Genomic DNA, 20227 nt, shown 5'->3' with positions numbered 1-20227 from the left:
TCGCTCAGAAGGGGGTCAGCTCGGGTCCGATCAGCTCTCCCTGGTGCGGCTGCGGGTGCGCCTGGTCGTGGTAGTAGTGACCGGCGTACCAGACGACGACGTTGACGCCGTCGATGCTCTCGCCGTTCAGCCACCGGTTGATCGCCGCCCGGTCGCGCGGGCCGGGGTTGCCGTCGTCCAGCTCGGCCGGGTGGTGGCGCAGGAACCACAGGTCCGACACCCCGTAGGCGTCGGCCGTCCCGTCGTACGGGCCCGGATGGATGCGGTAGCCGTGGCCGGAGGACTTGTCGCGCACCTGCCAGTACCGTCCCTCGGCCCGCCGCCGCGACGTCTCGCGGATGATCGGCACCGGGTCGGGGCTGATGGGGCCGGGGTCGATCTGCTCCACCACGTCGTCGGCGGCGCCGCCGATGTCGAAGTCGAAGCGCCAGTACGCGTGGTGGCGGTGCACCTTGCACGTCATGGGGTTGGCGGTGGCGGCGAAGCCGAACCTCGGCCGGATGGAGCCGTCGTCGCCGAGCCGCCAGTCGCTGGCGTAGCGGTACCAGCCGGCCGCCAGCTCGCTGACGATGCGCAGCTCCTGCCCGTCGTGGTGGAAGGCCACACCCTGGAAGTTGCCGGAGTCGCTGTCGGTCCGTTCCAGGATCGTGCGCGGCGGTGAGGTGCACAGCCGCCAGCCCCATCCGACCGGGTCGGAGCCGGCGGCGGAGAAGCGGGTCTCGAAGCTCGCGTCGTCGCGGAAGGTCGTGCCCTGCTCGTACTCGACGTTGAGGACGGGCACGTGCGCCTGCCGCAGCGCGAGCCGGCCCCGGTAGCGGACGTTGCGCAGTTCCACGCCGCCGCCCACGCCGGGGTTCTGCGGCGCGGAGGCGCGCGGCCGTACGACCAGCAGGTCCCACAGCACGGTGTCGCCGCGCAGCACCTTGACGTGGACCTGGTCGGGGCCGCCGCGGTCGGCCAGCGCGTCGACGCCCTCGGGCACGGTGTGCTCGCAGTCGTGGTGCATGCGCAGGTCGATGCCGGCCGGCGTCCAGTCGACGGCGCGGTGGGTGAGGTCCACCGCGACGATCCGGTGCCGTACGCCGGTCGGGTCGGAGGGCGTGTAGACGCCGAGGGTGGGGCGGCGCACGGTGGTGCCGTCGGGGTTCTCCAGATCGGCCAGCGGCGGCATCGGCCGGTACACGACGACGTCGTCGCCGCGCGGGAAGGCGGGGTCGGCGCGCAGCACGGCCGCGGCCGCGGTCAGCTCGCCGGAGCCGGGCTGCGGCCGGAACGCGCTGGGCCGCACCTCGGCCTCCTCGGGCCGGTCGAGCGTGCCGCGCAGCTCCACCGCGCGGTTGCCGACCGGGTCGAACACGGTCGCCCGGAACGGCGCCGCCGGTCCGGGATCGTGGCCGAGGGCCGCGGCGTGCGGCACGACCAGCCCTCCGGCGTCGCCCACGCCCAGCTCGGCGAGCACCTGCGGGTGCCCGGCGACGGCCTGGCGTAACCGGTCGGTGCTGAGGCCGGCTCGTGGCACGGCCTCGATCTCGATGCGTACGTCGTCGCTCATGCGCGGTGTTCCCCCGCTTCCGGCTCGAGGTCGGGCCCCCGAGCCTTCATACCGCCTGCCGTGCCCGGCCGGTAGGCCCGATTCGCCCAGGGATCCGGCCTTATCGGGCCGGGGTGGCGTCGAAGGCGTCCAGGATGACCTTGGTCGCGTCGAGGTCGCGGTCGGTGGGGCCCAGGCGGGGCACGCCGGCCGCGCCGGGCCAGGTGTGGCCGGCGCCGCGCAGCGTGTACAGCCGGACGGACGCGCCGCCGCGGCAGCCCGTCCAGCGGTGCAGCCGTACCGTGGCCGCCGGCGCGGAGACGTCGTCCTCGGCGCCGCAGCCGAGCGCCTTGGCCCACGCCCGCGCGCTCCGCTCCACCGGGGGCAGCGTCACGAGCCTGGCCAGAGCGCGCCGCCTGGTGGAGTTCTGGAACGGGTGGCCGCCGCGGTAGGGGACGATCGTGTCGGCTGTGCCGTGGAAGGCCAGGAGGGTGACGGGGGCGGGGTGCTCGCACGGGGGGACGATGTTCAGCCCGGCCACGGCCGCCACCCCGGCCAGCCGCCCGGCGACCGACTCGCCCGTGGTGCCGCCTGTGCCGCTGCCTGTGCTGCTGCCCGTGGTGCTGTCCGTGGCGCAGGCCAGCGCGGCGGACATGCCGGCGCCGAACGACATGCCGGCCGCGAACACCCGGCCGCGGTCCACGCACGCTCCCCGCTCCACCCGCTCCAGCAGCGCCCCGAGGAGACCGGTGTCGTCGGGCCCGTAGGCGCGGGGCAGCGTCCAGCCGAGCCGCCCCTGGGCGACCTGCGGGGTGATGACGACGTAGCCGCGCTCGGCGCCCCGGCGGGGCAGACGGCTGTAGGCGGCCTGGTCAGCGGCGTTGGAGCCCAGGCCGTGCAGGTCGAACAGGACGGGGTGCGGGCCGCGTCCGCGCGGCAGGGCCAGCAGGTAGACGCGGTCGAGCCCGCCGTACCGGATGGTGTTGCGTCCCTCGCGCAGGGTGGGGCCGCCGCCCGTGCACCCGGCGGCCGACACGCCAGGCCCGGGTGACCCGGTACGGCCGCCGGGCTCGGCCGACAGGGACGGGGAGGCGGGCGATGCGGTGGGGGAGGGGGAACGGGGCGCGGGACGGTCCTCGTGCCCGGTGCACCCGGCCGCCACCAGCGCGCAGAGCAACACCACGGCACCCGCCCGCCGCCCGGCCCGCTGCCCAGCCCGCTGCCCGGCCCGCTGCTCGGCCATCGCCCGCTGACCGGCCCGCTGACCGGTTCGTCCGCCCGGCTCTGCGCCCATCACGCCTCCCCTTCCCGTGGTTCTGCCACGCGGACCCGCACCCCACACCCGCGCTCAGCCGTCCGGCTGGATCCACAGCGTGACCGCCAGGACGAGCCCGACGAGGGCCACCAGCGGACGCAGGACCCGGGCGGGCACCCGCCGGGTGACGAGCGGCCCGAGCGTGGAGCCGGCGAACAGCCCCACGCCCAGGGGCACGACCGCCGCCCACTCGATCGGCGTGAAGACGGCGAACGCCGCGGCGGAGACCAGCACCCCGGCGCCGAGCAGCATGTTCTTCAGGGCGTTGGCGGTGGGCAGGCGCGGCTCGGCGGTGATCAGCAGCAGTGCGAGGATCATGACGCCCGACCCGGCGCCGAAGTAGCCGTTGTAGACCGACAGCGCCACCAGCGCCGCGGGCAGCAGCACGCCGCCGTCACCGCGACGGCGAAGGGCGGCCAGGCGCGGCTGGGCGAGCAGCGCCAGCGACCCGGCGGCCACCAGGAACGGCACGACGCGGGCGAACACGCCGGGCGGGGTGGACATCAGCAGCGCCGAGCCGGCCGCGCCGCCGAGCGCCGCGACGGGCACCCAGCGGCGCAGCCACGGCCCTTGCCCGGCCAGCTCGGGCCGCGAGGCCAGGGCCGCGCCGGGCCAGCAGGCGACGGCGGCGACGATGTTGGCGACGTTCGCCGACAGCGCGGGCAGGCCGGCGGCGAGCAGGGCCGGATAGGAGATGAGGGAGGTGATGCCGCCCGCGGTGCCGACCAGGCCGGCGAGCACGCCTGCGGCGCCCAGCAGCAGGGCGTCGCCGACGCCGTTCACGCCGGCCCCCGCTGCCGGCCCGGGATCGAGATGGAGGTCATTGAAGAGATGATGCTTCACGCGCCGGCTCGATGCCTTCCCGGGCTCCCGCGGGTGGCGGGCGTACGAGCTGGTGATCTACTTTGTAAAGGCGGTCGCCCGGTGCGATCCGTGGACGATCACGTCCAGGACCGGTCGAGGAACCCGGCGACAAGGGGAGCGATCTCCGGCAGCTTGTCCTCCAGGGCGAAGTGGCCGGTGTCGAACAGGTGCAGCTCGGCGTCGGGCAGGTCACGCAGGTAGGCGCGGGCGCCGGGCTCGGGGAAGAACGGGTCGTCGCGGCCCCAGACGACGAGCGTGGCCGGCTTGTGGGCGCGCAGCCACGCCTGCCAGGCCGGGTAGCGCTCCACGTTGGAGTGGTAGTCGAAGGCGAGCGCCACCTGGGCCTCCTTGCGCCCGGGCTGGTCGAGGAAGTGCTGGTCGAGGGTCCAGCCGTCGGGCGCGAGCAGGTCGGCGTCGCGCGTGCCGGTCTCGTACTGGCCGCGCGTGCCCTCCAGGGTCAGCAGGCCGCGGATGGTCTCCTCGGCGCCCTCGGTCTCCGGTCGCAGCGCGACGAAGTCGCGGGCTCCCTGGGACAGGCCCTCCTCGTAGGCGTTGCCGTTCTGCACGACCAGACCGGCGATCCACTCGGGGTGGCGCTCGGCCAGCCGGAACCCGACGGGGGCGCCGAAGTCGAAGACGTACATGGCCAAGCGCGACAGTCCGAGCTCGCGCACGAACCCCTCGGTGACGTCGGCCAGCCGGTCGAAGCTGTAGACGAAGTCCTCGGGCGCCCGTGTGTGGCCGAAACCGGGATAGTCGGGCGCGATCAGCCGGTACCGGCTGCCCAGCGCGTCCATCAGCCGGCGGAACTGGTGCGACGCCGACGGGAACCCGTGCAGCAGCAGCAGCACCGGCGCGTCGGACCGCTCCGGCACGGACTCACGGTAGAAGACCTCGACGCCGTCGACGTCGACGCGGCGGTGGACAATGCGGGGAACCAACGGGAACGACATCTCACATGCCTCCTCAGCGGAATGATGCATTAGTTGTAGCGGGAAGCGAGCTAATGTGTCAATCCGTGGATGTACCATTAGGGGCATGAGTGATCTGGTGCCGCTGACCGGCGAGCCGCTGGCTCTGGACCTGGTGAACACCCGTCCTCTGCTGCCGGAGGGCCCGGTCGACCTGCTGGCGACTCCGGCGGGCCTGGCGGGGTGGCTGTCCACGCAGGCCGGTCGGCTGGACGGGGCGGGCGTGCTGGATGCGGGGGTGGACGCGTCGCGCGCCTGGGAGGGGCTCACCGATGACGACGTGGCCGCCGTCCACGCCGTACGCGATCACGTGGCGGTCGCGCTCACCCACGTCCGCCGGGGCGAGCGGCCGCCCGCGGCGGCGTTGGACGGGCTGAACGGGGCGCAGCGGGCCGCGCCCGCGATCCGCGAGCTGACGTGGGAGAGCCAGACGGGGGACGGGGCCGGGGCGATCGCGGTGACCCTCCGGCGTTCCGGCCCGCTGGGCGTCCGGCTGGCCGCCTGGCTCGCCGAGGCCGCCGCCGACCTGCTGGCCGACCCGAAGGTGGGGCGGGTCCGCGCGTGCGAGGCCGACGACTGCGTCATGCTGTTCCTGCCGGCGCACCCGCGCCGCAGGTGGTGCTCGGCGGCCCGCTGCGGCAACCGCGCCCGCGTCGCCCGCTACTACCAGCGGCACAAGGCCACCTGACCCGCCGGGCGCGCGGCGACCGCGGTCACGGCAGCTCCGCCGCGTCCGGCGCCGGCGGCGCGTCGGGTGTCAGCCGAGGGTGGCGGTGTCGATGACGAACCGGTAGCGGACGTCGGAGGCCAGGACCCGCTGGTACGCCTCGTTGATCTGGTCCGCCGAGATCAGCTCGATGTCGGCGCCGAGGCGGTGCTCGGCGCAGAAGTCCAGCATCTCCTGCGTCTCCGCGATGCCGCCGATCATCGACCCGGCGTAGGAGCGCCGGGCGCCGATGAGGGAGAACACGTTGAGGCTCAGCGGCTCGGCGGGGGCTCCGACGTTGACCAGCGTGCCGTCGACGGCCAGCAGGCCGAGGTAGGCGTCCACGTCGATGCGGGCGCTGACGGTGTTGACGATGAGGTCGAACCGGCCGGCGAGCTGCTCGAAGGTGTCCGGGTCGCCGGTGGCGTGGTAGTGGTCGGCGCCGAGCCGCAGGCCGTCCTCCTGCTTCTTCAGCGACTGCGACAGCACGGTGACCTCCGCGCCCATGGCGTGGGCGATCTTGACCGCCATGTGCCCGAGCCCGCCGAGGCCGACGACGGCGACCTTCTTGCCCGGACCGGCGCCCCAGCGGCGCAGCGGCGAGTACGTGGTGATGCCGGCGCACAGCAGCGGCGCCGCCGCCGCCAGGTCGATGCCCTCGGGCACCGAGAGGACGAAGTCCGCGTCGACGACGACGTGCGTGGAGTAGCCGCCCTGCGTGACTGTGCCGTCCCGGTCGGTGCCCCCGTAGGTGGGCACCATCCCGTCCAGGCAGTACTGCTCGTCGCCGTTGCGGCAGTTGGCGCACCGGCCGCAGGAGTTGACCATGCACCCGACGCCGACGCGGTCGCCCACGCGGAGGACGTCGTCGGCGCCGACGGCGCGCCGTTCGACGACCGTGGGCGCCATTTCCCCAGCTCACGGCCGGGCGGGGGGTCTGGTGTACTGGCAGGGCACCCCTGGCCGGCGCAGGAGGCGCGAAGAGCGAGCGGCGCCGTGGCCGAAAAAAGCCGCTCACCTGGACGGTTGCGGCATGCCTCGCGGGAGGGGTACGCTCACATGCTCGATCCAGAACGAGCGGCGCTTCACAGTCCTCCCGTAAGGAGTATACCACGGCATGAGTCAGCGTCAAGATGCTCTCGCGGAAGCCCTGGACAAGGAACAGGCCACTGTTTCGATGCTCTACGGCCGGCTCGACGCGGCCCGGGCCCGCGCGGAGGAGGCGTTGCGGGCGGCGTACCTGAGGTCCGGCGGCACCCGGCAGGCCCGGGTGGAGCGCGAGGTTGTGGCGGCCGAGCAGGCGCGCCGGCTGGCCCGGCTGCGGGCCGTGGAGCGCGGCCTGTGCTTCGGCCGGATCGACGAGGTCTCCGGGCGGACGCTGTACGTGGGCCGGATCGGGCTGCGCGACGACGAGCACGAGTCGGTGCTGATCGACTGGCGCGCCCCGGCCGCCCGGCCCTTCTACGTCGCCACGGCCGGCGACCCCGACGGGCTGGTGCGCCGCCGCCACCTGCACCTGAAGCAGCGCACGGTCGTCGGCCTGGACGACGAGGTGTTCGACCTGGAGCGCATGAGCGACGGCGACCGACGCACGCTCGTCGGCGAGGCGGCGCTGCTGGCCGCGCTGCGCCGGGGCCGCACCGGCCGGATGGGTGACGTCGTGGCCACCATCCAGACCGAGCAGGACCGGGTGATCCGCTCCTCGCTGCAGGGTGCCCTGGTCGTGCAGGGCGGCCCCGGCACGGGCAAGACGGTCGCCGCGCTGCACCGCGCCGCGTACCTGCTCTACACCCACCGTGACACGCTGGAGCGGCGCGGCGTGCTGGTGATCGGCCCGAACGCGATGTTCCTGCGCTACATCGGCCAGGTGCTGCCGTCGCTGGGCGAGACGCAGGTTGTCATGGCGACGCTGGGCGAGCTGTTCCCGGGGGTGCGGGCGACGGCGTCCGACGACCCGGCCGCGGCCGTGGTCAAGGGCGACGTGCGGATGGCGGGCGTGGTGCGGGACGCGGTGCGCGCCCGCCAGCGCGTTCCCCGCGGCGACCTGGAGGTGCCGCTCGACGGGCTGACGCTGCGGGTGCCGCACGAGACCTGTGTGCGGCTGCGCGACCGGGCGCGCGCGGTGCGGCTGAGCCACAACATGGCGCGCAAGCTGTACGTGACCGAGCTGCTCAAGGAGCTGGCCCGGGCCGAGGCGCGGGCGCTGGAGGACTCGCTGCGCCTGGCCGAGATGGAGCTGGAGGACCCCGAGCTGGCCGGGCCGCTCGACCTGGAGGGCGAGCTGGACGAGGTGGACGTCGACCTGGCCGCCCGCCGGCTGTGGCAGGAGCTGCCGGTGCGCGCGGCGATCGACGCGCTGTGGCCCGAGCTGACGCCGCAGCGGCTGATCTCCGAGCTGCTGTCCGACCCCGACACGCTGTGGGAGGTGTGCCCGTCCGGCCTGGACTGGCCCACGCTGGTCCGGCCGGCCTCCGCGCCGTGGACGGTCGGCGACGTCCCGCTGCTGGACGAGGCGGCCGAGCTGCTCGGCGAGGACGACTCGGCCGCCCGCGTCGCCTCCCGCGAGGCCGAGGCCGCGTGGTCGGAGCAGGAGCTCTACGCCCGCGAGGTGCTGGAGTCCACCGGCCTGCTGGAGGAGGGGATCTTCCAGCGGGCCGACGTGCTGGCCGGCCGGCACGCCGGCGACGGCGAGGAGCCGACCACGGCCGAGCGGGCCGCGGCCGACCGCACGTGGGCCTACGGCCACGTGATCGTGGACGAGGCGCAGGAGCTGTCGGCGATGGCCTGGCGGACGGTGATGCGGCGGGTTCCGGCCAAGTCGCTGACGATCGTGGGCGACATCGCGCAGACCGGTTCGGCGGCCGGCGCCCGGTCCTGGGCGCAGGCGCTGGACCCGCACCTGGCGGGCCGCTGGCGGGAGGAGCGGCTGCTGGTCAACTACCGGACGCCGGTGGAGATCATGCGGGTGGCGGCCGACGTGCTGGCGGCGGTGGCGCCGGGGGAGGAGCCGCCCCGGTCGGTGCGCGAGGGCGGGGCCGAGCCGCGGGCGGTGCGGTGCGCGACGGCCGGGCTGCCGGCGCTGGTGGCCGGGGAGCTGGCCGCGGTGGGGGACGGCCGGGTCGGCGTGATCGTCTCGGACGCCCGGCACGCGGAGGTGGCGGCGCTGTTCCCGGGGGAGGACCTGGAGGAGCCGGTGGTGGCGCTGACCGTGACGCAGTCCAAGGGGCTGGAGTTCGACGCGGTCGTGGTGGTGGACCCGGCCGGGATCCTCGCGCAGTCGCCGCAGGGTGGCCAGGACCTGTACGTGGCGGTGACGCGGGCGACGCGCCGGCTGACGGTCGTCCACGAGGGTGACCTGCCGGAGGTGCTGTCACGGCTGCACCGCTGAGATCTACTTTGTAAAGGCGCCGGGCCGGGTCACACCGCGTCGTGCTCCTTGCCGAACAGGTCCTCGGCGACGGCGCGGACGCGGTGGACGACCATGTCGAGGGCGCGCAGCGTGTCGGTGTCGAGGTGTTCGAGGACGCGCCGGTAGTGCTGGATGCCGTCGTCCTGGATCCGCTCGATGAGCGCGGCGCCCTCGGCGGTCAGCTCGACCCGGCGCACGCGCCGGTCGTGGGGGTCCTCGTGCCGGCTGACCAGGCCGTGGGCGACCAGGCGGTCGACGATGCCGGTGACCGTGCCCAGCCCGACGCCGAGATCGTGGGCGAGCTCCTGGCCCGAGGCCGAGCCGTGGACCGCCAGCACCATGACCACCTTGAGCTGACGCATCGTCAGGTTGGAGGTGAACAGGGGTGACTGGTGCCGGGCGAAGGCCCGCCCGAGGTCGCGCTGGATCTGCGTGATCCGGTGGATCAGGTCGTCGCGTTCGTCGTCCACTCTCACCTCTTCGCTTCCTGAGAAGCTTATCAGGAAGCTCGCCTTGTCCTAAATATTCGCATGGGGCGAAGTGTTAGTCTCGGGGCGAACTCTTGGAGGGACCCCTCATGGCCGCATTCGCCCGGTTGAGCCTCGCCAACCGCAGCCTCGTCATCTTGGTCGCGGTCGTGCTCAGCGCATTCGGCGCGTTCACGATCCCGCAGTTGAAACAGCAGTTGCTGCCGTCGCTGGCCTTCCCCGGCGCCTTCGTGATCGCCTCCTACCCGGGGGCGTCGCCGGAGATCGTGGAGGACCAGGTCACCGAGCCGCTGGAGGAAGCCTTCCAGGGGCTCGACGGCATGGAGAAGCTGACCTCGACGTCGAAGGAGGGCCTGGCGCAGCTCCAGGTCTCCTTCGCGTACGGCACGGACGTCGAGGCGTCGGTGAGCAAGATGCAGCAGGCCATCAGCCGGGTGCAGCCCCAGCTCCCGTCGGGGGTGCAGCCGCAGGTCGGCGCGGGCAACACCGACGACATCCCGGTGATGGTGCTGGCGGTGGGCGACGGCGGCGACCCGCGGGCGATGGCCGACAAGCTGCGCGAGATCATGCTGCCGAAGCTGCAGGCCGTCGAGGGGGTACGGGAGGCGACGGTCTCGGGCACCCGCGACGAGGTCGTGACCATCACCCCGGACCTGGGCAAGATGGCCAAGGCCGGGGTGTCGCCGACGCAGATCCCCGAGGTGCTCAAGGCCAACGGCACGCCGGTCCCGGCCGGGACGCTGACCTCCGACGGCAAGTCGCTGACGGTCCAGGTCGGGGCGCGGATCGACAGCGTGGCGAAGCTGAAGGGGCTGTACCTGACGCCCGCCCAGCCGCAGACCTCCGCCCAGGCCGCGCCGACCTCCCAGGCGCAGGCGGGCCGCCCCCAGCCGGGCCAGGCCCAGGCCGGCCGGCCGCAGACGGCGCAGGCCCAGCCGGCCGCGCCCAAGCTCAAGCCGGTCAAGCTGGGCGACGTCGCCACCGTGGAGCGCGGCCTGGCCGACGCCACCTCGATCACCCGCACCAACGGCAGGACCAGCCTCGGCGTGTCGGTCACGATGACGCCCGACGGCAACGCGGTGAGCATCTCCCACGACGTGCGCAAGGAGCTGCCCGACCTGACCAAGGCGCTCGGCGACTCCACCGACACCGCGGTCGAGGTCATCTTCGACCAGGCCCCGTACGTGGAGGAGTCGATCGAGAACCTCACCACCGAGGGCCTGCTGGGCCTGGCGTTCGCGGTGCTCGTCATCCTGGTGTTCCTGCTGTCGGTCCGCTCCACGCTGGTGACCGCGGTCTCGATCCCGCTGTCGGTGGTCATCGCCCTGATCGCGTTGTGGGCCGGTGACTACTCCCTCAACATGCTCACGCTGGGCGCGCTGACCATCGCGGTCGGCCGGGTGGTGGACGACTCGATCGTCGTGCTGGAGAACATCAAGCGCCACCTCGGCTACGGCGAGCCCAAGCTGCGGGCGATCCTGTCGGCGGTGCGCGAGGTGTCGGGCGCGGTGACGGCCTCGACGCTGACGACGGTGGCGGTGTTCGCGCCGATCGCGGTGGTCGGCGGCATGGTGGGCGAGCTGTTCGGGCCGTTCGCGGTCACGGTCGCGGTGGCGCTGATCGCCTCGCTGCTGGTGTCGCTGACGGTGATCCCGGTGCTGGCGTACTGGTTCCTCAAGGCGCCTGAGCTGACCCCCGAGCAGGCCCGCGCCCAGCGCGAGGAGGCCGAGGCCAAGGAGCTGCGCAGCCCGCTGCAGCGCGCCTACCTGCCGGTGCTGCGCTTCGCGACCCGCTTCAAGCTGGTGACGCTGCTCGTCGGGGTCGTCGTCTTCGCCGGCACCATGGGCCTGGCCGGCCGGCTGGAGACCAACTTCCTCGACTCCTCCGGCCAGAACACGATCTCGGTCTCCCAGCGCATGCCGGCCGGCACCGACCTGGCCACCACCGACGCGGCGGCCAAGAAGGTCGAGGCCGTGCTGGAGGACCTGGACGGCGTCGAGTCGTACCAGGTGACGGTGGGCGGCGGCAACGCGCTGCAGGGCGGCTTCGGCGGCGGCGCCGGCGCGGACCGGGCCTCGTACTCCCTGACGCTGGCAGAGGAGGCCGACACGCCGAAGGTGGAGCAGGCGCTGCGTGACCGGCTGGCCGGCATGAGGGACGTCGGAGAGGTCCGCGTCGGCGGCTCGGGCGGCGGCGGGTTCTCCTCCGACACGGTCGACGTGATCGTGCAGGCGCCCGACCCCGCCGCGCTGAACGCGGCGGCCGACCAGGTCAAGGCGGCCATGGGCGAGGTGTCGGGCCTGCGGGACGTCACCTCCAACCTGGAGGCCAGCGCGCCCCGCGTGGACGTGCGGGTGGACCGGGAGAAGGCGGCGGCCAAGGGGCTGACGGAGGCGCAGATCGGCCAGAGCGTGGCCCAGGCCTTCCGCGGCGCGCCCCTGGGGCAGCTCACCCTCGACGGGCGGGCCAGCGACCTGGTGCTGCGGGTCGGCGACGCCCCCGACGACGTCAAGGCGATCGAGAACCTCAAGCTGGCGACGGCGTCCGGCATGGTCAAGCTGTCGTCGGTGGCCGAGGTGGAGCAGGTGGCGGGCCCGACGCAGGTCACCCGCATCGACGGCGACCGCTCGGCCACCCTGTCGGCCAAGAGCACGAGCAGCGACCTGGGCAGCGTCACGCAGGCGCTGAAGACCCGCCTGGACCAGCTGAAGCTGTCCGGCGGCGCCACGTACGTGATCGGCGGCGCCTCGGCCGACCAGCAGCAGGCGTTCTCCGACCTGGGCATGGCGATGCTGGCGGCCATCGCGATCGTCTTCATGATCATGGTGGCGACGTTCCGCAGCTTCGCCCAGCCGCTCATCCTGCTGGTGTCGATCCCGTTCGCCGCGACCGGCGCCGTCGGCCTGCTGGTGGCGACCGGCACCGCGCTGGGCGTGCCGGCGCTGATCGGCATGCTCATGCTCATCGGCATCGTGGTGACGAACGCGATCGTGCTCATCGACCTCATCAACCAGTACCGCGAGCAGGGCCTCGGCATCGTCGAGGCGGTCATCGAGGGCGGCCGGCGCAGGCTGCGCCCGATCCTCATGACCGCGGTGGCCACGATCTGCGCGCTGACGCCGATGGCGCTGGGCGTGACCGGGTCGGGCGGGTTCATCTCGCAGCCGCTGGCGATCGTGGTCATCGGCGGCCTGATCACCAGCACGCTGCTGACGCTGGTGCTCGTGCCCACGCTGTACGTGATGCTGGAGCGGGCCAAGGAGCGGATGCGCCGCCGCCCGGCCGAGCCGAAGCCCGAGGAGCCGAAGGTCCTGGCGCCCACGCCGTGACCTTCCCGCGCCGCGCGCTCCGGCCCCGCCTCCTCCGAGGCGGGGCCGGACGGCCTCACCCTGGAGGCCGTCTGTCACCGGTGACCCCCTGGCGTGCCCGGTCCGGGGCGGCGGGGCCGCGGGCGAAGCGGGTCAGCAGGTTCGTCGTCGCCGTACGGGTGAAGGCGGCGGCCGACTCGGGCACGCCGTGGCCGCAGCGCCGCCCCCGCATGCCGCAGACCCAGCGCATCGTGCCCGAGGCGAACACCCCCGCCCCGCTGGGCGCCGTGTAGTAGGTGCTGTTGGAGACCGTGGCGCGTCCCCCGCAGGAGAAGTGCGACTCGGCCAGCACCTCGACGTCGCGGGGCGAGCCGGGCGAGACCCGGTCGGTCTCCACCCCGGCCATGCCGGGGAAGCTGGTGCCGCGGGTGCCGGCGAAGATCCAGTGGTTCGGGCGGGTGACGGTGTAGACGCCCTCGGCCGGGAAGCAGTCGTACATCTGGCCCACCAGGGCGCTCTCCGGCCGGGTCTCGCGCCACAGCCGGCACCGCTGTTCCTTGTCGCACTCGACGGTCCGCCCGTGCAGGCCGATGCGCCAGTAGACGGCGTTCGCACCGAGGAAGGCGAGGTTCGTCCCCCGGTCCCTGGCGCGGGTGACGCTCTCGCGCATCTGCGGCGACCAGTACTCGTCGTGGCCGAGCGAGATCACCGCGCGGGCCCCGTCGAGCACGCCGGGCTTGAGGTCGAGGCTGGTCAGGTACGCCAGCGGCACGCCGCTGCGCTCGGCGACGGCGAACGCCTCCTGTTCGAAGTCGAGGAAGAGCCGCGCCCCGGACCCGTCGTACGGGCGGTCGAAGGTGACCGCGCGGGAGCGGCCCTCGAACCCGCCCGGCCCCTGGTAGAGGCTGCGCCCGCCCCACAGGTTGTACGCCTGCCAGGTGGTGACGGCGTTGACCATGACGACGCGGCCCTGGGTGGAGGCCGAGCGCACGGTCACCGGCACGTACCGCTGGGCTCCGGTGGAGGCGTCCAGCCTGATCAGGTAGGGGCCCTCGGCCCAGCCGGCGGTGTCCACCGTGAGGGAGGGGCGCCAGTGCGCCGCGGTGACGGTGCCGTCCACGGTCCTGGCCGGCGCCTGCCGCTGCCCCTTGACCTGCGGCGACTTCCACACGGCCGTGGGGTGGGCGCCCATGCGGAAGGCGACGGCGGTGAAGCGGGGCGCGGTGGTCGAGACCCGCAGCCCGAACCGTTCGCCGGGCAGGACGCTGACCCGGTCGGCGTAGCCCTCGATCTCGTGCTCGGCGCCGCGCCTGGCCAGCTGCCAGGAGGCCGGCAGCTTGACCGCGGGCGCGGAGGCGGTGGGCGCCGGGGACGCGGGCGTGGGCGTCCCTGCCGGCCGGGCCGGTGCGGAGGCCGGAGGCGGGGCGGAGCACCCGGCGGCCACGAGGGCGAGAACGATGATCAACTTGCGCACCGGGCCATGGTCACAGGCGGCCCGCACCCGCGCCCGCGACTTGGCGAACTCCTTGCCATCGATGCCGACGCGGCCCGGTCGTGGCGGTTCGCACGCCTACCGGACCGCCGGGGGATCGCCGGAGCGGCCTTCCGCGGCCCCGCCCGCGATGAGGGCGTCGCCGAGCTCCGACCGCAGATACAGGACCGAGCGGCCGTGGCGCGCGCTGGTGAGCAGGCCGACGTCGCGCAGCGCTCGCAGGTGCTGGTTGACGGCCGAGGTGGTGACACCGAGGCGGCCGGCGAGCTCGGTGGACGACGCCGGCGTCTCCAGCGCCGTGAGCAGGCCGGCGCGCGTCGCGCCGAGCAGCTCGGTGAGGGCCGCGGGGGACCGGCGGGGCTCCGCCTGCCAGAGCGTTCCGGCGCCGCGCGTGCCGTACATGATCAGAGGTGGCTCCTCCGGCGAGATCGGGGCGGTCACACCCCTGCTGAACAGCGTCGGCACCAGGGTGAGCCCCTCTCCGCCGGTGGAGCGGCGGTAGCCCGCGTTGCTGACGAGGCGGACGCGTACGACCCCGTTGTCCAGGTGGACCCGCTCGTTGAGGTCGGCGAACATCGCCGCCAGACCGTGCGCGGAGATGACCTGTCCGCGGTAGATGATGTCGGCCTGCAGGACCGTCCGCATCCGCGGCCACCACGGCGCGAAGCAGGTGCGCCAGTACCTCCGCAGTGCCTCCGTGATGCGCGCGCGAACGGCCGCCGGGTCGCCCCGCAACGGCGCGGGCAGCCGCCCGGGATGCAGGGCGCGCAGGTCGTCGAGCATGCGGTGCAGGGGCACGCGCGCGACGGCGGCGAGTTCGTCGTCGATGCGGGTGAGGGGGGCGTGCGGCCGGGGTGTCAGGTAGTCGGGCGACCACAGGGCGTCGTTCGTGAGGGCGCGCAGCACGGGCAGGTCGAGCCCGGATCGCAGGTGCTCCGTGCGCCGCAGCCAGGGCAGGTGCACGGGATAGCGTCCGGGGTCCCGGAACGTGCGCAGTGACAGGGTGAGCTCGTTGATCGGGGAGGCGGCGAAGCGCACGTCGGCGACGTCCATCCCGGCGAGCTCGTACGCGATGACCCCACCGCTGCGGACGGCGACCATGTAGCCATACGCTACATCATTGGTTCGCGTCGCCCGGGTGCGAGAGAAACGGGGCGTGATCCGAACCTTCTTCCCCGAAGACCGTGTCGGCCGCTCCCTGACTCTCAGCACGATGGCGTTCGCGCTGTCCAGCGGCGTCTTCTACACCGTCAGCACGCTGTACTTCACGCTGGTCATCGGACTCGGCGCGACGAAGGTGGGCCTGGGGCTGGGCATCGCGGGCGGCGCCGGCGTGCTGGCCTCGTACGCGTCGGGGCGGCTGGCCGACCGGGTCGGCGCGCATCGCGTCCAGGCGGTGGCGACGGTCCTCAACGGCCTGGCGATGCTCGCCTACCCGCTCGCCTCGGACGCCGTCGTGTTCACCCTGGTCGCCTGCGTGGCCGCGGTGATGCGCTCGGCGAGCGGCACGTCGAAGCAGACGATGCTGGCCCGGTGGTACACCGGCGCGGAACGGGTGGTGGTCCGGGCGCGGATGCGCGTGGTCACGAACGTCTTCATCGGCCTGGGCACTCTGGCCGCCGCCGCGGCGCTCCTGACGGGCACCGCCGTGGCCTACCAGGCCGCGATGACCGCCTCCGGGGTGCTGCTGCTGGCGGCCGCGGTGCCGCTGGCGCGGCTCGGATCCCGGGTGCCGGAGCTTCCGGCCCGGATGGTCGCCCCGGTCGAGGACCGGGCGGCCGGCACCTCAGCGGGGGGACCCTCACCGCTCAAGGACCGTACGTATCTGGCGAGCGTGGCGTGCAACGCCGTCGTGGCCGTGCAGTTCGGCCTGCTGACCGTCGGTGTCCCGCTCTGGGTCGCCACCACCGCCGCCCCCACCGCCGTCGTGTCCGTGCTGCTCGTCCTCAACACCGTGGTCGTGGCGGTGCTCCAGGTGCGGGTCTCGCGCGGCGTCCACGACGTGCGTCGCGCCGGGATCGCCGTCCGGCGCGCGTCGTGGCTGCTGGCGCTCGCATGCGGGCTGTACGCGCTGGCGGGCCACGGCGACGTGGTCACCGCCTGTGTCCTGCTCGTCCTGGCGGGGCTCGCCCACGCCTTCGGCGAGATCCTGGGGGAGGCGGGCGGCTGGAGCATGGCCTTCGAACTGGCCGACCAGCGCAACGCCGGCGCCTACCAGGGCCTCAGCCAGACCGGCTACGCGATCGCCGCCATGGTCTCACCGGTGCTCGTCACCGCCACCGCCATCGAACACGAGACCGTGGGCTGGCTCGCGCTGGCCGCGCTGTTCGTCGCCGGCGGCACCGGCGCGGCGGCGGTCGCCCGGAGGCATCGCCCCGCAGCGGCGTCCGTCCCCGGCGTACCCGTACCGGCCGGCGCGAGCGCGAAGGCGCGCTGACGTCCGGCGGGAACTCGCGCGCGGAAGGTCCGGCGGGAACTCTCGCGCGGGAGATCGCGTCGAAGCACGAGTGAGATCCTTCCTTGGTTTCGTGGCGGCTGCCCTCATCGTCCTGAGCGCCGGGTGCGGCGGCAAAGCGGCGGACGTCCGGCGGGCCGATCCTGCGCCCACCCCTGGCCGGCCTTCCGCGGCGCTGCTCCTCCCGGAACGGCCGGGAGACCTCCACCTGGAGCAACTGGTCACATCGGACGCCGAGCAGGATCCGGTCACGGCGTACGCGGAAGGCGGCACGTCCGTCACCAGGACGCTGGCCGTCCTGGTGACGGAGTCGGAGGACTGGGATCAGCCGTACGGGGGAAAGCCGGTCAAGCTGGACGGACACGGGGCCACCATGGGCGGATCGGGAGAGCACCGCTGGATCACCTGGCCGGCCACGACGAGCGAGGCCTTCGAGTCGTTCGCGGTGCTGGGCCACGGCCTGTCGGACGCCGAGCTGATCCGGGCGGCCGACGGAGTGACAGCGGATCTGCGACGGCCCCGGATCGACGCCGCGCACCTGCCGAAGGGGCTGGAGCTCGTCAGGACCGGCTCGCTGCCGATCACCGGCTGGCAGGCCGAGCTGGGCGGAACGGAGCAGGTCTGGACCAACCGGCGGGCGCGCGCCAGAGTCTCCGTCAGCCAGTTGCCCGGCGACGCCGGCACGGAGATTCTCGCCGGCGCCACGGTCATGGGAGAGCCTCGGGAGATCCGCGGCACCACCGGCCTGGCGGGGGGCGACCTCCTGGACGGCGGATCGCTCAGAGCGGACTGGGCGCACAGGGATCCGGCCCTCATGAGGCCCAAGGTCCGGCTCTGGCGGGAGAACGGGGTGATCGTCAAGGTGTCCGCGCTGGGGCTGGCCGACGAGGTGGTGGACGCGTTCGTACGAGATCTGCGTCCCGCCGGCCCCGAAGCCGTCGAGCGGGCGCGTGACCGGATCCTGGACTACCCTCCCGACCTGCTGTTCCCGCCGGCCGACGAGGAGAACCGCCCGATGCGGGTCGTCACGCACGGCAGGAACGCCGAACGGGCCTGGGCCATGAGCGCCGGACTGCGGAAGGGAACCTTCACGTACGCCGTGCGCGTGCTCTCCCGTCGCGACGAGATCGTGGACGGTGGCGGCGGGAGCTTCGCGTCGTGGAAACCGGCGTACGGCCGGGTGCCGCTGACGATCATGCATGACGTGATGGAGCTCGACCTGCCCAGCGACAACGTCCTCATCGGCTTCGCGGGGACCGGGGTGCGGAAGGTCCGCGTCAGCTACCCGGATGGCACCTCGGCAGAGCTTCCGCTCGGTCCGGCGGGCGGTCCGGGCGGCGTCCGCTGGTTCTCCGCCGAGGTGAGATCCCGCGCGTACAAGCTCTCCGCCGAGATGACGGACGGCACGGTCACCGACGCCGTACGACGCCTCCCCTGAGCGGCCTGCTACGGCGGGGCCCGGCCGGGAGCACGGTCAGGGACCTGGCCACCGAGGCGGTTGCTGATATCTCAGCTCTCTCCTACTGTGATCCCAGATGGCTCAGCCCAAGGAGATCCCGCGATCGTCTGATGGCCGGCGTCGTCATCCTGCCGAGCGCAGGGCACCAGATGGACATACTCGACGGGAGTCTTTCGTGACCACCGCACTCATCATCGGCGACATCCAGCGGGGCATCACCGGCAGTTACCCCTTCGCCCAGCGGGTCGTGCCGCCGCTCAGCGACCTGCTCCCGCGCGCCCGCGCGGCCGGCGCGCTCGTGGTGTTCGTGCACTTCGCCTTCCGGGGCAACGGAGCCGACGTGCCGCCGGGAAGCGCGCTGATGCGCGCGTTCTACGAAGCGGGGGACGCCTTCCACGAGGGGACGGCCGGAACCGAGATCGACCTGCCCGTCACCGAGGAGGACGTGGTGGTGCTCAAGCGCCGCGCCAGCGCGTTCGCCGGCACGGACCTCGACCTCGTGCTCCGCGCGCGCGGCGTCGACACCCTCGCGGTCGCGGGCGTCGCGACCAGCGCGATGGTGGCCGCGACCTGCTACGACGCGGCCGACCGCGGCTACGGGCTGACCGTGCTGCGCGACGGGTGCGCCGACGCCGATCAGGCGATGCACGACTTCTTCATGGACGCCGTCTTCCCCAGCCGCGGGTTCGAGGTCGTGACCTGCGCCGCCTGGCACGGAGGAGCATGACCGTGAACGCCGCGTCGCCGGGTCACGGCGCCGGCATCTCGATGGGCGCCCTGCTGACGGAGACGCTTGTCGCCAGGACCCGGAGCACGTCGTGATGCACGCGCTCGCACCGCCGGCGCATGGCCGCGCGGGCGCCGTCCGGATCGCGGGCGCGCAGCCGCTCGTGGACGGCCTCCAGTTCGCCGGGCGGGCTCGCGGCCTCGGGAGCGATCAAGGCGGCCATCCGCAGGACCCGCTCGAGTTCGTCGAGCACGTCCACGATCGCCTTGCCGAGCCGGCTGTTGCCGCTGGAGTCGGCGATGACGGCCTCGAACTCGATCGCGGCCCGCAGCGACTCCTCCAGCCCCACCTCGCCCGCCGCCAGCGCGAAGGGCACCTTCGCCAGCGCGCCGAGCCGTTCCAGCGCCGGCGCCTCCACGCCCCGGCGCGCGGCGGTGGCGGCGGCCTCGACCGACAGGACCGTCCGCAGGGCGCACAGGTCGTCGGTGTCCTGGAGCGTGATCGGGCTGACCACGTAGCCGGCGCGCGGGAGCGCGTCGACGAGCCCGTCGCGCCTCAGCCGGGCGAGCGCCTCGCGCACCGGCGTCTTGCTGATGCGCCACTGCCGCGCGAGGGACGCCTCGCTGAAGCTGCTGCCGGGCGGCAGCGTCAGGTCGATGATCTGGCGCCTGATCGCCCGGTAGGCCTGGGCGGTGCGGTCGAGGTCGCCCTCTTCCTCGCCGACCAGCAGCAGCGCGGGGACGTGAAGCATCCCGCGGGTGGCGGGCTCGACATCAGGCATCCGCCCAGTATGTCATCCGGCTTCATTGATGGGTTGCTGATATCTCAGTCGTCCTGCGGCTGGACTGGCTGGTCACTTTCGTGGGGGGATAGCGTCCGGTCGCCGACCGCGCCCGGACGCCCTCCTAGAAATCTACAAAGTAAAGGCGCTCAGCGGTCAGAAGACCACTCCGGGGCCAACACCGACCACACCTCGATGTCGTGCCGCTGCCCCCGGTACAGGTAACTGCTGCGCAGCACGCCGTCCTTGGTCATCCCGAGCCGCCGGGCCACCGCGATGCTGGGCTTGTTGCCCGCCGCGACCTGCCACTCCACCCGGTACAGGCCCCGCTCGGCGAAGCCCCAGTCGATGATGGCGCGCGCGGCCCGGGTCACCAGACCCTTGCCGGCGGCCGACGGCTCCAGCCAGCAGCCGGCCTCGGCCGAGCCGTGCTGCAGGTCCATGACGCGGAACATCACGCCGCCCACCAGCTTGCCGTCGGACCAGATGCCGAAGATGCGGCCCTTGTCGTTCATGGCCTTCTCCGCGTACGAGCGCAGGTAGGCGCGGCTGGAGGCGAGGTCCTTGACGACGTCGGGCAGCCCGACGAAGCGGCCGATGAACTCCCGGCCCCGGTCGATGTGGGCGAGGAACTCCTCGGCCTGCCATGGCTCCAGCGGGCGCAGTTCCGCGCCGTCCTCACCCAGCGATGTGGCGAACATCGTCCCCCTCCATGACCTTC

16 protein-coding genes are annotated in these 20227 nt (G+C 73.5%); 6 read left to right on the top strand and 10 right to left on the bottom strand.

Annotated features, from left to right (window positions below; all coding sequences use genetic code 11):
* Positions 1 to 4: 4 nt before the first annotated feature.
* The 4 genes from HT134_RS00420 to HT134_RS00405 form a co-directional block, all read right to left on the bottom strand.
* Positions 5 to 1552 carry a hypothetical protein gene (locus HT134_RS00420; RefSeq protein WP_175598248.1) on the bottom strand — a complete coding sequence of 516 codons (1548 nt, stop codon included), beginning with the start codon at positions 1550 to 1552 and terminating at the stop codon, positions 5 to 7.
* Between the two features lie 100 nt (positions 1553 to 1652).
* Complete coding sequence (locus tag HT134_RS00415) at positions 1653 to 2825, bottom strand: CE1 family esterase (protein ID WP_175598247.1); 1173 nt, start codon at positions 2823 to 2825, stop codon at positions 1653 to 1655.
* A gap of 54 nt (positions 2826 to 2879) precedes the next feature.
* On the bottom strand, positions 2880 to 3629 hold the full coding sequence (locus HT134_RS00410) for a sulfite exporter TauE/SafE family protein (RefSeq protein WP_175598246.1): 750 nt from the start codon (positions 3627 to 3629) through the stop codon (positions 2880 to 2882).
* 158 nt (positions 3630 to 3787) lie between these two features.
* The gene (locus HT134_RS00405) at positions 3788 to 4663 is read right to left on the bottom strand and encodes an alpha/beta fold hydrolase (RefSeq protein WP_175598245.1); all 876 of its coding nucleotides are present in this window, start codon (positions 4661 to 4663) and stop codon (positions 3788 to 3790) included.
* An 85-nt stretch (positions 4664 to 4748) separates the two neighbouring features.
* Between HT134_RS00405 and HT134_RS00400 the strand changes: the two genes are divergently transcribed.
* Positions 4749 to 5369 carry a CGNR zinc finger domain-containing protein gene (locus tag HT134_RS00400; protein WP_175598244.1) on the top strand — a complete coding sequence of 207 codons (621 nt, stop codon included), beginning with the start codon at positions 4749 to 4751 and terminating at the stop codon, positions 5367 to 5369.
* Between the two features lie 69 nt (positions 5370 to 5438).
* On the opposite strand, the gene HT134_RS00395 is transcribed toward HT134_RS00400, so the two are convergent.
* Positions 5439 to 6296 carry an NAD(P)-dependent alcohol dehydrogenase gene (locus HT134_RS00395; RefSeq protein ID WP_175598243.1) on the bottom strand — a complete coding sequence of 286 codons (858 nt, stop codon included), beginning with the start codon at positions 6294 to 6296 and terminating at the stop codon, positions 5439 to 5441.
* Positions 6297 to 6504: 208 nt separating this feature from the next.
* On the opposite strand from HT134_RS00395, the gene HT134_RS00390 reads away from it, so the two are divergent.
* Entirely contained in the window at positions 6505 to 8775 is a 2271-nt protein-coding gene (locus HT134_RS00390) for a HelD family protein (protein WP_175598242.1), read from the top strand.
* 29 nt (positions 8776 to 8804) lie between these two features.
* Here the strand turns inward: HT134_RS00390 and HT134_RS00385 are convergent, their stop codons facing one another.
* Positions 8805 to 9272 carry a MarR family winged helix-turn-helix transcriptional regulator gene (locus HT134_RS00385; RefSeq protein WP_312887901.1) on the bottom strand — a complete coding sequence of 156 codons (468 nt, stop codon included), beginning with the start codon at positions 9270 to 9272 and terminating at the stop codon, positions 8805 to 8807.
* Positions 9273 to 9373: 101 nt separating this feature from the next.
* Here HT134_RS00385 and HT134_RS00380 point away from each other — a divergent pair, with 101 nt between their 5' ends.
* Positions 9374 to 12613 carry an efflux RND transporter permease subunit gene (locus HT134_RS00380; RefSeq protein ID WP_175598241.1) on the top strand — a complete coding sequence of 1080 codons (3240 nt, stop codon included), beginning with the start codon at positions 9374 to 9376 and terminating at the stop codon, positions 12611 to 12613.
* A gap of 55 nt (positions 12614 to 12668) precedes the next feature.
* Here the strand turns inward: HT134_RS00380 and HT134_RS00375 are convergent, their stop codons facing one another.
* Both HT134_RS00375 and HT134_RS00370 read right to left on the bottom strand, forming a co-directional pair.
* Positions 12669 to 14066: a N,N-dimethylformamidase beta subunit family domain-containing protein gene (locus tag HT134_RS00375; RefSeq protein WP_175598240.1), complete on the bottom strand. Its 1398-nt coding sequence runs from the start codon at positions 14064 to 14066 to the stop codon at positions 12669 to 12671.
* Positions 14067 to 14162: 96 nt separating this feature from the next.
* Complete coding sequence (locus HT134_RS00370) at positions 14163 to 15185, bottom strand: ArsR/SmtB family transcription factor (RefSeq protein ID WP_175598239.1); 1023 nt, start codon at positions 15183 to 15185, stop codon at positions 14163 to 14165.
* A gap of 55 nt (positions 15186 to 15240) precedes the next feature.
* Here HT134_RS00370 and HT134_RS00365 point away from each other — a divergent pair, with 55 nt between their 5' ends.
* The 3 genes from HT134_RS00365 (at position 15241) to HT134_RS00355 (ending at position 18725) form a co-directional block, all read left to right on the top strand.
* Positions 15241 to 16521 carry an MFS transporter gene (locus HT134_RS00365; RefSeq protein ID WP_217707114.1) on the top strand — a complete coding sequence of 427 codons (1281 nt, stop codon included), beginning with the start codon at positions 15241 to 15243 and terminating at the stop codon, positions 16519 to 16521.
* A gap of 91 nt (positions 16522 to 16612) precedes the next feature.
* Positions 16613 to 17977 (top strand): hypothetical protein, encoded by a 1365-nt coding sequence (locus tag HT134_RS00360; RefSeq protein ID WP_175598238.1) that lies wholly within the window; start codon positions 16613 to 16615, stop codon positions 17975 to 17977.
* Positions 17978 to 18173: 196 nt separating this feature from the next.
* A complete protein-coding gene (locus tag HT134_RS00355) occupies positions 18174 to 18725 on the top strand; it encodes a cysteine hydrolase family protein (RefSeq protein WP_175598237.1) in 552 nt (183 codons plus the stop codon).
* A 22-nt stretch (positions 18726 to 18747) separates the two neighbouring features.
* Here HT134_RS00355 and HT134_RS00350 read toward each other — a convergent pair whose 3' ends face one another.
* Positions 18748 to 19506 carry a GntR family transcriptional regulator gene (locus HT134_RS00350; RefSeq protein ID WP_175598236.1) on the bottom strand — a complete coding sequence of 253 codons (759 nt, stop codon included), beginning with the start codon at positions 19504 to 19506 and terminating at the stop codon, positions 18748 to 18750.
* 149 nt (positions 19507 to 19655) lie between these two features.
* Complete coding sequence (locus HT134_RS00345) at positions 19656 to 20207, bottom strand: GNAT family N-acetyltransferase (protein WP_175598235.1); 552 nt, start codon at positions 20205 to 20207, stop codon at positions 19656 to 19658.
* Between the last annotated feature and the right edge of the window lie 20 nt (positions 20208 to 20227).

This window comes from Nonomuraea rhodomycinica, from assembly GCF_013363995.1.
Taxonomy (GTDB): Bacteria; Actinomycetota; Actinomycetes; order Streptosporangiales; family Streptosporangiaceae; genus Nonomuraea; species Nonomuraea rhodomycinica.
This window is presented reverse-complemented; position numbering and strand designations above follow the sequence as displayed.

What these genes read in the sequence shown, in the direction of transcription:
- HT134_RS00350 (WP_175598236.1), bottom strand. Translation starts at nt 19,506, where the DNA reads ATGCCTGATGTCGAGCCCGCCACCCGCGGGATGCTTCACGTCCCCGCG.
- HT134_RS00390 (WP_175598242.1), top strand. Translation starts at nt 6,505, where the DNA reads ATGAGTCAGCGTCAAGATGCTCTCGCGGAAGCCCTGGACAAGGAACAG.
- HT134_RS00345 (WP_175598235.1), bottom strand. Translation starts at nt 20,207, where the DNA reads ATGTTCGCCACATCGCTGGGTGAGGACGGCGCGGAACTGCGCCCGCTG.
- HT134_RS00380 (WP_175598241.1), top strand. Translation starts at nt 9,374, where the DNA reads ATGGCCGCATTCGCCCGGTTGAGCCTCGCCAACCGCAGCCTCGTCATC.
- HT134_RS00400 (WP_175598244.1), top strand. Translation starts at nt 4,749, where the DNA reads ATGAGTGATCTGGTGCCGCTGACCGGCGAGCCGCTGGCTCTGGACCTG.
- HT134_RS00405 (WP_175598245.1), bottom strand. Translation starts at nt 4,663, where the DNA reads ATGTCGTTCCCGTTGGTTCCCCGCATTGTCCACCGCCGCGTCGACGTC.
- HT134_RS00395 (WP_175598243.1), bottom strand. Translation starts at nt 6,296, where the DNA reads ATGGCGCCCACGGTCGTCGAACGGCGCGCCGTCGGCGCCGACGACGTC.
- HT134_RS00420 (WP_175598248.1), bottom strand. Translation starts at nt 1,552, where the DNA reads ATGAGCGACGACGTACGCATCGAGATCGAGGCCGTGCCACGAGCCGGC.
- HT134_RS00415 (WP_175598247.1), bottom strand. Translation starts at nt 2,825, where the DNA reads ATGGGCGCAGAGCCGGGCGGACGAACCGGTCAGCGGGCCGGTCAGCGG.
- HT134_RS00370 (WP_175598239.1), bottom strand. Translation starts at nt 15,185, where the DNA reads ATGGTCGCCGTCCGCAGCGGTGGGGTCATCGCGTACGAGCTCGCCGGG.